At 53.7% G+C, this 11,234-nt stretch carries 12 protein-coding genes; 4 read left to right on the top strand and 8 right to left on the bottom strand.

All coding sequences use genetic code 11. The features are described from left to right. On the bottom strand, window positions 1-976 hold a 976-nt coding region (locus K5905_RS16345), incomplete at its 3' end, for an MFS transporter (RefSeq protein WP_297585777.1). A 96-nt stretch (window positions 977-1,072) separates the two neighbouring features. Continuing rightward, complete coding sequence (locus tag K5905_RS16340; protein WP_297585775.1) at window positions 1,073-1,744, bottom strand: cyclic nucleotide-binding domain-containing protein; 672 nt, start codon at window positions 1,742-1,744, stop codon at window positions 1,073-1,075. 395 nt (window positions 1,745-2,139) lie between these two features. Between K5905_RS16340 and K5905_RS16335 the strand changes: the two genes are divergently transcribed. From K5905_RS16335 to K5905_RS16325, 3 genes are read left to right on the top strand one after another with little or no spacing between them, the layout of a single operon-like run. Next, the gene (locus K5905_RS16335; protein WP_297585773.1) at window positions 2,140-3,690 is read left to right on the top strand and encodes a TULIP family P47-like protein; all 1,551 of its coding nucleotides are present in this window, start codon (window positions 2,140-2,142) and stop codon (window positions 3,688-3,690) included. Between the two features lie 30 nt (window positions 3,691-3,720). Further along, window positions 3,721-5,256 carry a TULIP family P47-like protein gene (locus tag K5905_RS16330; RefSeq protein WP_297585771.1) on the top strand — a complete coding sequence of 512 codons (1,536 nt, stop codon included), beginning with the start codon at window positions 3,721-3,723 and terminating at the stop codon, window positions 5,254-5,256. Next, complete coding sequence (locus K5905_RS16325) at window positions 5,253-6,521, top strand: TULIP family P47-like protein (RefSeq protein ID WP_297585769.1); 1,269 nt, start codon at window positions 5,253-5,255, stop codon at window positions 6,519-6,521. The genes K5905_RS16330 and K5905_RS16325 overlap by 4 nt, the downstream gene beginning before the upstream one ends. A 299-nt stretch (window positions 6,522-6,820) precedes the next feature. On the opposite strand, the gene K5905_RS16320 is transcribed toward K5905_RS16325, so the two are convergent. Both K5905_RS16320 and K5905_RS16315 read right to left on the bottom strand, forming a co-directional pair. Continuing rightward, on the bottom strand, window positions 6,821-7,222 hold the full coding sequence (locus tag K5905_RS16320) for a YqaE/Pmp3 family membrane protein (protein ID WP_297585767.1): 402 nt from the start codon (window positions 7,220-7,222) through the stop codon (window positions 6,821-6,823). An 87-nt stretch (window positions 7,223-7,309) separates the two neighbouring features. After that, window positions 7,310-8,239 carry a DMT family transporter gene (locus K5905_RS16315; protein ID WP_297585765.1) on the bottom strand — a complete coding sequence of 310 codons (930 nt, stop codon included), beginning with the start codon at window positions 8,237-8,239 and terminating at the stop codon, window positions 7,310-7,312. Window positions 8,240-8,352: 113 nt separating this feature from the next. On the opposite strand from K5905_RS16315, the gene K5905_RS16310 reads away from it, so the two are divergent. Next, on the top strand, window positions 8,353-9,255 hold the full coding sequence (locus K5905_RS16310; RefSeq protein ID WP_297585763.1) for a LysR family transcriptional regulator: 903 nt from the start codon (window positions 8,353-8,355) through the stop codon (window positions 9,253-9,255). Between the two features lie 6 nt (window positions 9,256-9,261). Here K5905_RS16310 and K5905_RS16305 read toward each other — a convergent pair whose 3' ends face one another. The 4 genes from K5905_RS16305 to K5905_RS16290 all read right to left on the bottom strand — a co-directional run. Beyond that, on the bottom strand, window positions 9,262-9,717 hold the full coding sequence (locus K5905_RS16305; RefSeq protein ID WP_297585761.1) for an SRPBCC domain-containing protein: 456 nt from the start codon (window positions 9,715-9,717) through the stop codon (window positions 9,262-9,264). After that, a complete protein-coding gene (locus K5905_RS16300; protein WP_297585760.1) occupies window positions 9,714-10,076 on the bottom strand; it encodes a helix-turn-helix transcriptional regulator in 363 nt (120 codons plus the stop codon). Before K5905_RS16300 ends, K5905_RS16305 begins: the two co-directional genes overlap by 4 nt. Before the next feature lie 26 nt (window positions 10,077-10,102). Beyond that, on the bottom strand, window positions 10,103-10,453 hold the full coding sequence (locus tag K5905_RS16295) for a nuclear transport factor 2 family protein (RefSeq protein WP_297585758.1): 351 nt from the start codon (window positions 10,451-10,453) through the stop codon (window positions 10,103-10,105). Between the two features lie 176 nt (window positions 10,454-10,629). Next, window positions 10,630-11,234: helix-turn-helix transcriptional regulator (locus tag K5905_RS16290; RefSeq protein WP_367186975.1), on the bottom strand; the 605-nt coding region annotated here is incomplete at its 5' end.

Below are 11,234 nucleotides of genomic sequence, written 5' to 3'. Positions count from 1 at the left end.
CGATCAGGATTGAAGTGACAAGCGTCGGCAGGATCGCGACGGAAACGGCAACACCGGACAGAATGGGCGACTTACCGACAACTTCTTGAAAGAACTGGGCGATGAACACAAACAACGTAATCTTCTCGAACTGAAAGATCGCGAAAATGATCACTCCTCCCCTGAATTCGGGAATGGTCAGCAGCGAGAGATCCAGAAGCGGTTCCGGATGGCTCTGCTCTGTCCGCCTGAACAGGAACAACAGCACACAGCCAAGACCAAACAGCCCGAGGGTCAACGGTGAAAACCATCCCCATTCCGGCCCTTGCATGACGCAGGTAACCAGACCGAACAGGGCAACGACCAGGAACACCGGTCCGGCGACATCCAGACGGCTTCCAGCCTCCTCAGGCTTCCGCCCTTGCGCGTCATAGTCGGAGGTCCAGACGAGCCACAACAGGCAGGCAATTCCGATTACGAAGGGAATGCCTATCCAGAAGATCATCCGCCAGGAGACCGTCTCCGTAAGCAGGCCGCCGATCAATGGTCCGGAAGACATGAAAATTGCGCCGACCGTCGTCTGATAGCCGAATGCCACGCCTCGCCTTTCCGGCGAAAAGGCTGCAGTGATCAAGGCAATCGATGTTGGAAAGAGGACGGCCGCTGCAATGCCCTGGAACGCCCGCGCCGCAATCAGCATTAGTCCGTCCGTCGCCAACGCAGCAAAGAACGACGACAGCGCGAACAGAACCGCACCTCCAGTGAAATAACCCCGCCGGCTGAGGTGATCACCGAAGCGCCCGGCAATGGCGACGGTACAAGTGAAGCTAAGGAGATAGGCATTGACCACCCAATGCGCCGCCGAGGCTGACAAACCGAGTTCATTTGTGATTGACGGCAAGGACACTGTGACAACGGTTTCATCCAGAACGATCAATCCCAGAACACCGCTCATCGCACCGAGCAGCCACCATTGTCTATGATCTGCAATCGTCATGCGCCCCTCTTAACCGGATCCGGTGCCCAATGCCTATGCCCCCTCACAACCATACGCCAGCCTGTCACGGGAGTAACACCCGCCCGCAGGGAAATGTCAGCTAGCGAGCAATTTCGTGCGCGCGGTTTGCAAAAAGCGAGAGATCTCCAACCCGAGGCTGGCTTCAAGATCGATCTCGAGGTCGGAGTCCTTTTCAACCCGGCTCTCCAGCTCCGGCATCTGCCAGGTGATAACGCGCGTCGGCTTTGTCGTCCGTACAGTGACCGGGGCCTTGTAGCTCTTTTCCTTGCTCAAATAGGCAACGGCTCCGAGAAAGCGGCCTTCATTGAGCGTATCCACATGGACCCCGTCCATCTCGACATTCACCTCCCCGTCGATAATCAGCATCAGTGCCGGAACCGGTTCGCCCTGCTTTAGAAGCTCTGTTGTTGCTGCAACGGAGGCATGGCTTCCCATGCGAAGAAGATTGAACGCTTCCCGTTCACCCATATTGCGCAAGGCAAGCTGGTAAAGATGCCTCTCTTCCGCACTGAATGGCACGGGTCGCCGGTCCAGCAAAAGGCGTCCAATCCAAAAGATGTTGATCGCGATGAATATCGAATTCCAGGCGATTGCCGCCCAAAGCGGGTCAATTTGGAAATAGTAATAAGGCAACAGCATCGTGGCCCCGACAACCGTCAGAATACGCAGCCACAAGATGTCCCTTACCGAATAGGAAAAGAGATAAATAACGTTGGCCACGGTGACCAGAGCATCAAGCCCGAACATATCCTCGCCTCATCTGAACGCGTGTCAGCGAGGACTATCCTAGGATGTGGAGCTGTATGGGAATAGGGCTGGCGGAAAATGGATGACAGAAAACGGTTCATGCAATGTCAGTCTCCGGCTAAATCTCCAGACATAATTCTCACGTCACCTATGCCACTCTCCAGCACAAATCCGAAACAACTCAAGATAGATTAATAATCCAAGAATCAAAAAAGATGAGTCGACTTAATTAACATCAAAATTACAACCACTTAAAACAAAAATTGATAACATACTCATAAAATACATATCTTACTCTACGTAACTTTTTTCTAATTTTCATTGCAATTTTCAAAAATGCAACGCTAAATGAATTTGATTGCATTTTCAATTTACTCAACCGGAGAGATAAAAACATGACCGGGACAGCAGCGACACATTCCAGCTATTACAGAACGTTTGTGCCTCCAAAAGCGTTTCGCCCAAAGGTGTTTGTGCCTCGCGAAGAGTTGCCGGCGGCATATCTGGGCAAGGAGGCCACCACCTATGGCTGGGACTCGGTAAACTGCATTCAGATCAGCACAGTCAACCAGTCAATCAAGACCTCTGGTCAGTATCCAAAGAACTTGAAAATTGTCGTAAATCCCAACTCCACCTGGGACATTGACGTCTCTTTCGACGCCTGGCAGATCGCTGAAGGCGGTTCGGGCGCCATCGTTTTCATGAAGCTACCGCTCACCAAGGCGACAATGACCTACCCCGCGCTCGCAGCTGCAAGGGGGACAGCCGGGAACAAGTTTGATTTCACAGGTGGTTACGCACTCGTTTCGATCAAGCTTCGCTACGTCCCGCAAAAACAAAACCCATTCTTTTTCAAAGGTGGCGAACGGGAAACCATCGACGAATTGATTGCCGACGCACAGGCGCGCTCGCCGGATGATCCACCTGTACTGGTACAGAAAGTCAATTACGGCTCGCTCAAGCCTACCAAGGAAGAAAGTGCGCTCTTCGAGGCGGCGCTGACCTACTTGTTGACGAACAACCTGGACAAATTCGAATACGTTTTTTCTGTTGTAAACCTGAACCAACGGGCTGCGAAGGAGCAGTTCCAATGGTTGAAACCAACATATACAAGCTATGCCTATTTCCAGGGTCTGAGCGAGGACTCAAGCTATTTCGCAGTCCTCAATCAATTGGATGGAAACAGCCCGGACGGACTGACCAACCAGGTATCCGCCTCTGCGATTCCTTCAGGGTCCAATGCATCGATCCTGATTTCGAACAGGCTGTTTCTGGAACGGATGGTTCTGCCTGGTCTGGTTCAGGCGTTTCCCGACGCACCTTCCAACGCATTCAAAATACCCAAGACAGGCGATATCATCGAGATTACTGAATCCCTCGACCTCGATTCCGTCGAAGTGGGGGGCATCAATTATCACCCCAAAATGACGTATTTCCGCCTTCAAGTCGTTGGCGACGAAGTACAAATCAATACCAAGGTGCATATCCCGATTTCACCAGGCATCGATGCCTATGTGAACTCGACATATTACTACGCAATAGGGCTCGTTGAGAAAAAGGACGGCAGCTACACGATGGATTTCGAACCATCGGAAGAGCCCAACATAACCAGTTGGCACGAAATCGCCTCCTGGGTCACCTGGACGGAGATAACCGTCGCACTCATCGGTGCTGTAGTGGGCGCGGTCGTCGGCGAGGCGATCGAAACCGTGGCGCGCAAGATCCTCGTTATCGTGATCATTACGGTTGTGGCCGGTGTTCTGGCTGTCATTCCCTCCATAATCGCGGATGTTGCGGCAAACGGCGCCGCCGAAGCGCTCCCCCCCATTGGGCCGATGATCGACGAAGCGCAGGCCCCGGTGAATTGGCCGGACAGTTCCGGATTTCAGCTCCAGACAGCCGAACTCAACGGTTCTCTTCAATTCGGCGGATTGCTGAAACCCTGATTACATCAAATTGCCTGACAGGAACCCGTTATGAGACACGAAAAGAAATTTATCCGTTCACAGACGTTCCGCAATTTCACCCTGCCCGACGTCTCCAAGATCCAGCCGCAAACGATTATTCCCCGGCACCTTCTACCCAAGGAAATCACCGCTCCTGAAGCCGACACCCAGGGCTGGGATGCAGCCAGCGCCATTCGCCTTTCGCAGGTCAATCAGGCGCTGAAGGCAACCGGCGTTTCGCCTGCAAGCTTTTCCAAGGAAATAAACGCAAGCTGGTACGCAAATGGCGACTTCGGCACCTGGACGATGACACGGGGCGGGTCCGGTTCCATCGTCTTCCTTAAGGCGCCGATCACCACCGCTTCGATGACTATGGCGACAAGCAAGCTCGATTTTAATGACGGCTCCGTCACGTTTCAGGTGAAACTGAAGTACCTGCCGCAACCTGTCGACAAGGAGACAACGGACGGAACGCCCAACAATCTCCTGACCGACGCGAATGCACGCTCACCGGAAGACCCGGCGGTTGTCGTGCAACACATCGATTATGGGGACAGCACCCCCAGTCTGGAACTGAAAGCACTCTTTCAGTCCATCATAGGCATTTGGCTCAATGAAAATCTCGAAATTTTCAACTACATATTCGCGGTCGTCGCACTCAACCAGCTCTCACAAAGCCCACAGTTCGACTGGCTGAAACCAACCTATACCAGCTATGCCTATTACGACGGAAACCCTGAGACTCCCGGCGAGGACGAAGCCTATTTCGGCGTGTTGACCATGACAAACGGAAACGCGCCGACAGGTCTTGCCAACCAGCTCCCTGCCTCCGCGATCCCTGATGGTCAGGGAGGTGCTTTTCTGGTCGGCAGCAAGCTGTTCATGGAAAACATGATCCTGCCGGCAGCTCAGGCTGCCTTTCCCGATGCCTCGGCCTCCAACTTCAGCATCGTCAATGGCAATACCGCAATCGAGCTGGTGGAACCGCTCGATCTGGAGAAAGTGAAAGTCGGTGCGATATGGTACCAACCCACTGCGACAAGCATGCTGATACAAATTGTCGGGGACGAGATTCAAACTCGAATGGACATCCATATTCCGATCAGCCCCGGCATAGATGCTTATGTCCAGACTGAATCATGGAACCGGCTTGAGCTTGTCGACAAACCCGATGGTACACAGACAATCGGCTGGGTCGAGTCGCGAGAACCGAAGAAAACGCACTACTACAAGAAAGCCGATTGGGTAGTAATTACCGAAATCATCGTTTCGGTAATCGGTATCGTCGCGGCCATTGTCGGCGGAGCGGCAGTCAGCGGCATCGTCCGCGTCGTTGTCGTCATCATCATTGGGATCATTGCCGGACTTGCCGCGGCAACACCGACAATCATCGCAGAAGCAATTTCAAAAGGGGCCGCGGAGGCCCTGCCCCCGCTCGAAAACATGATGGTCGAATTTACCAAACCGATCGCATGGCCGGACACCACCGGATTTGTACTCTCCAGTGTGCAAATCAACGGATCGCTTCAGTTCGCGGGTAATTTCAGCATTGGATCCCAGTCATGAAACTTGAAGGTTGGGACACGGTCTTTCTGGTCAAGGAAGACCGCCTGAACACAATGCTTCGGGAAAATGCAGGGGAACTCGTGCTCGACTTTTGCGTCGAGATTCCGGACGGAACCGGCGCCACGGCGTCGGGAAAGTTCTCCGCCTGGCAGATTGCGCAGGGTGGATCGAATGAGATCATTCATCTGCGTTTGCCGATTGCAGAAGGCAAACTGATACGGGACGGCGTATCAATTGACCTTACGGGCATGACGCTTGTTGTCGCCACGTATCTCGACTGGCTCAGCACCTCCGCCAATGCTGTCAAACTTCAACTGGATTATGACAGGCTTGGTGAACGCGACAATCCGCCGAACCGGGGGGAATTGAGCGTCGTTACATTGCTGGACCCTAACGGCGTATTGTCACCTTCCGACAACGCCCTTTTGTCGTTTCAGCTTGGCAGTTTTCTGGTCGCGAATGCCGACAAGGTCCGGTTCGTCTTTGCCACGGTAAACCTGGTCCCGCCACAGACCAACTCCTGGCTGACCCCGGTCAAAAGCGCTTATGCCTACTTTCATCGCGAAGGGCTTGGTGAAGGTTGTCTGGCGATTTTTTCGGTGACGTCCGACAAGGACATCTCCAACCTCCAGAAAAAGGTCGATCCCATCGCCTGGCCTGTTTCCACCGAAGCGAGTTATGTCGTGTCCGCCGAGCTCTTTCTGCTGAATGTCATTGCTCCGGGACTGGCAACCGCATTCAACACGGATACGAGTGCATTTGCCTATGACTCCACACAGGACTTGCTCGTCAACACAAGACCGCTGAATGCAAAGTCGGTCAAATCAGGCGCAATCACCTACTACCCGAGAGCGACGCAGCTGGAAGTGAAAAGTGGCGACGCGGAGTTGCGAACCCATTGCGAGGGAGATTGCGACATGAAAGCGGGTATCATGATGACCTACAAGGTGACATCCAAGAACGCAGCCACCTATGAGCCAGGCAATGGATCCCTTGCATTCGCCCCCGACCCGGATCCGGTCTCTTCGCACAAGGCCGACATCCCCTGGTGGTTTTTCATTGGCGGTCCGATCGTCATCCTGATCACCGAACTGGTCGTCTCAATCATTTCCTCGGATATCGCCAGCGATATTAGCAAGGAAAACAAGGAACGCCTGGCACTCAAAAAACATCCACCGGAATCGATCCTCGTCGGCGATGATGGCAGACTGGTCGTGTCGGATATTGCAGTTGCAGGAGCACTGATCATTCGCGGGTCCGTTTGATTTTGCCAACGACCCGCAAAACCACGGCTCCTAAACCTTGTTGCAAATCTGGAGGTTAAAGCTTGATCATTCTCCAGATTAGAGAAAGCGTAGACGCAGGAGGCATCGAACCGAGCCTGAAAAAGACAATCCACAATAGCCAAGGTGACCAAGCACCAGGCCTCGACATATCTTCACCCAGTTTGAACGCGTCTCAGCGAGGACTATCCTGGGATGTGGGCGTCTTGCCGAGTAGGAGCGATGATAAGTGCAATAAAAAAGGCTTCCCCTGGACAAATGCCCCGCTGGAGATCCATAACTCAGTGATGTTGAGATCTTTGCATCTCGGCAATTTTCTTGTCGGTGTTGTACTGGCTGAGCGCATACACCGCCCAGATAGCCGCCGGTATCCAGCCGATCAATGTGATTTGCAGCAACAGACAGAAAATCCCTTGAAACGGCCGCCCGATTGTAAAGAACACCAGAAACGGTAGCAGGATTGCAATGATCAGACGCATATTGCGGGGTCCTTGGTCATAAAATACAGAGCCGACGAGCTGTGCGGCAGTAATGCTCCTGGTGCGGGTCAGTCCCGACAGGTCATGCTGATTTGAGAGGTATTTATCCAAATCACCAAATTCAAGGATTTTCCTGGAAAGCAAATAGCCCGAACAACGATCTGACTTTGGCCGCAGCCCAGTCACAAAAGCTCCTGTCGCCACGCACTAAGGCCAAGCTAAGTCGCTGAGACACAGCCACCTTCCATCCTCTGGTGCCTCAAACATCGCTCCCTGCTCGACCTTGGTCATTCATGCTGCCCGCGTCGCTAAATACCCGCCCCCGGCAATTAGAAGCATCCCTGCCATTGTCGCGAAGCTCGGAATGTCCTGAAACAGCAACAAGCCGAACAGCGCAGCAAAAATCAGGTAGCTGTAGTCAAACGGTGCGATGATAGCCGGCGCTGCAGACTGATACGCGGCCGCGAGACCGATCCCGATACCCAGCATCAGAACAGCCAGAACGACAATCAGCAGGAAGTCCGGTGCGCCCAAATCCGCCCAGGAACCAAGCAGGAACTGGGTGGGGCCGCCCAAGTTGGTTCCTGACACCGGTTTCACAATCAGCAGCAACAGGCTGATGCCCGCCCCCGCAAACATCAGCACAACATTGAGCGACACTGCCAGCGTTAAGATGGAGGTTTCCCTGCACCTGGTTCGCGTCAGCATCGCGGCAAGGGCATAAAGGAAGCCAGACAAAACCGGGGCAAGCATCTGCATTTGAAACGTTGCCGTGCCGGGCTGCAGAAGGATCAGGGTTCCGGCAAATCCCACCGCGACTGCGGCCCAGCCATGACCTGAGACTTTTTCGCCGATCAGAAAGGCAGAGAGCACGGTGATGAACAGAGGCCCCGTGTAGTAACCCGCCGCCGCGCTGGCGAGCGGAAGAACCGGCAACACCGCATAAAGCGCCACATACATCGCCGCCAGAAAAAGCGACCGCACAAGAACCCAGAAACTGAAAATCTCCCGCCACTGGATGCGCCCATTCGACAAGGCTGCAAGCCCCGCAAACAACGGTACGACGATAACACCCCGGATAGTCCAGATCTGCCAAAGCGTTGGGCCTCCGCTGAGCAGTTTTATCAGTGCGTCCTGAGCTGCCATCAAAAACACCGCACAAACGATGGCACGAATGCCAAAAGCGGTTCGATCCGAGTGTGAAAGCGTGTGAAGGGTCATTCCAGCCTCCGGGTTTCCACCCATTTCTGGTGAATGTTCAGGCGAGACTAGCGAAGACGTTATTATTGATGTAGATAGAAATAGACAAACAAATTCATGAAAAAAATTCAATAATGACTATCCCGATCAGTGGCATTGAAGTTTTTCTGGCGATAGTCCGTGCCGGGTCCATGCAGGCGGCATCAAAAAAGCTTGGTGTTGGTGCCTCTGCTGTCAGTCACAGGCTGAAGGCACTGGAGCAGGAACTGGGCGTTGACCTTCTGGTGCGCACGACCCGGTCCATTGAGCTGACCGCCGCAGGACGCACATTGCTTCAGACCGCGGCGCCAGCCTATGACACGTTGACGGCAGCGGTTCAGCAGTCACGTGCGGTTGGTGCATCGCGAACCGGTACGCTTCGACTGACACTTCCCTGGAGTGCCTACAAGATCGTTTTTCGGCCAATCCTCTCGGAATTTCAAAAGACCTATCCGGATATCCGGCTCGACTTTTCCCTAAACGAAAGCCTGGTCGATATTGTGCACGAAGGCTTTCATGCCGGCGTCCGGCTTGGTGACCGCCTGGCTCCGGGCATGGTTGCTTTCCGTCTGACGGGAAACCTGCAAGGCTCTTATTTTGCTTCGCCGGGCTATTTCCATCAATACAGTCGTCCGCAGACCCCGCAGGATCTTTTGCAGCACCGCAGCATCCGCTACCGGTTTTCAACAGCAAACCGGCTGGCGGATTGGCGCTTTGCTGATCAGGATCAGGAAATGAGCGTCGACCCGCCCAGTCAGCTGGACTTCGACAGTTTCGAGCGCGTGGTTGAAGCCGCCTGTGACGGTCACGGGATTGGCTGGGCGCTGAGAGATGTCATCGAAGATCACTTGTCAGCAAGACGGTTGGAGACGATTCTGGAACCATTCACCTGCGGCCACCCGCCCTTTTACCTCTACTATCCGGAACAGAACCGCAGGCTTGAATTGCTGCGGGTCCTGATCGACTTCCTCAAGGCCAACGCTTCGAAGTCGCGGTGACAACCGTCAGGATTTCAAAGCCAGCTCCAGATTATCCAGAGTCGGTTTCCAACCGTCTTCGTGGAAAAGCCGGCTGGCTTCGTCTTTTAAACCGTCGTGGCAGAGCACAAGCTCCGTCCCACCCCTTACCGGCGTAATTGAGATCCGAACTCGACTGATTTCGTCCCGCTGCTCCCAGGCCCAGGTGAATTCCAACTCTCCTGGCTTCTCAACCCGCTGATATCGGCCATAAGCAACCAGGTACTTGCCTAGTTCTGGGGGCGGTTGCAGAGGCGAGCCAAGCGGGTCCATAACCACACGAAAAGTACCTCCGACACGTAAATCAGCTTCCAGTTCGGCAACCTGCATGCCGAGAGGGCAAAACCATCGCCTCATCAGCTTCGGCCTGGTCCACGCGTCCCAGACCCGATCCGGCGGAGCGTTAAGAATGCGACACAGCCGGACCGAAAACCCAGCGCTCATAACCCGGTCTTCTTGTCGCTGTCCTGGTTGCCCTGATCGGATTCCAGAAACGCTTCCAGGTGATCCAGCGTGCCAGACCAGAAGTTTTGGTAGAATCCCAGCCAGTCATAGGCAGCCTTCAGCGGTTCGGGTTGAAGGCTGCAGATGTGCCGCCGGCCGTCCAGTTTCTTAGTTACCAGCCCAGCTGCCTGAAGCACTTGAAGGTGCTTGGAAAACCCGGCAGGAGACAAGGAAAATGGTTCGGCCAATTCCCCCACCGCTGCGGGCCCCTCCGCCAGTCGTGCAATCGTCGCCATGCGCACGGGGTCACTCAACGCTGCGAAAGTCCGGATCAGATCTGGCGACATTTCTTGCATCATTTGCCTGTTCTCTTGCGTCCCGGTTTTCAGGCCTCTGCAGGGAACTGGCCCGGATCGGTATAAAGTTCCTGCAGGGCAATCTTGCCACCTTTGAACGTGAAGATATCGCACATCTTCAACTGAGCCTCCCCGCCTGGAAGCGTCGCATTCAAAGTAAAGACATGCACAACCCGATTGTCTTCGGCAATGTAACGCGAGTCGCTCACAGTGCCGCAAAAACCAACAAGATGGGCAACATATTCATCTGGATTGTCGAAATTCATCAGCGGGCTTTTGAAGGCAAAATCGTCTGTCAGTAAAGGTCTGATCATCGACGCATCCTGCGCTGTCGCGCCTGCATAAAAACGATCCAGCGCTACCTGTTGTTCAGGGGTCATGGCATATTCCTCAAAATAGATTCGCTATAAAGCGAATATTTAACTATTTAGCGAAATAAATCAATCTCCGTCTAAAAACTTCTGCCCTTTCGCACTGACACGAGTTTGAAGCGGTCGCAGAGCCTTTGGGTAAATTCGGCAAAGCATTGAAATCAATAACTAAAAAACTGCCTTAGTCAGTCATCTCTCAACAGATTTACCCCAAAGCTCATCAAAAGCCGGACGAACTGAGTGCGGGTGCCGCATTGCGTCTTGGCGAGGATCGACTTGACCTGTCCGTTGATCGTCGGCACTGCACGTCCGTTCGCCTCTGCGATTTCCGAATTGGTAAGACCGTGTGCGAGCGCCGGTATCAGCGCGGTTTCTGCTTGCGTCAGGCCGAATGCCTGTTGCAGGGCAGCCGGGTTGATGGAAATGGGCAAGCTGGTGTCGATGCTGTAAAGGACAAATCCTGCGAAGATACCGGAGCCGATTTCATCTGCCTGGTTAAGGTGCTGCAATTCAACGCTGAGAAAGCCGCCATCTTCCTTCGAAATCACTTCTTTTCGCGGTCGGGCTCCGAACTTGCCGTGATTTCGAACATCGGATTTCAGTTCGTGAAACCGTTTTTCGTCTTCGGCATTTTTGAAACGAAGCACACCGTTCGGTGCGACTTCAAGGACGCCACATTCTTCCCGCTGCCTGCGAAATTCGCGGTTTTCCTGAACAATTCGGCCATGCCGGTCCAGAACAGATATTCCGACAACCAATTTGTCCATCGACCCAAGAACATCCAGACGTT

Source organism: Roseibium sp., from assembly GCF_025698965.1.
Taxonomy (GTDB): Bacteria; Pseudomonadota; Alphaproteobacteria; order Rhizobiales; family Stappiaceae; genus Roseibium.
The sequence above is the reverse complement of the archived record's forward strand: the minus strand, read 5'-3'. Positions and strand labels throughout refer to the sequence as shown.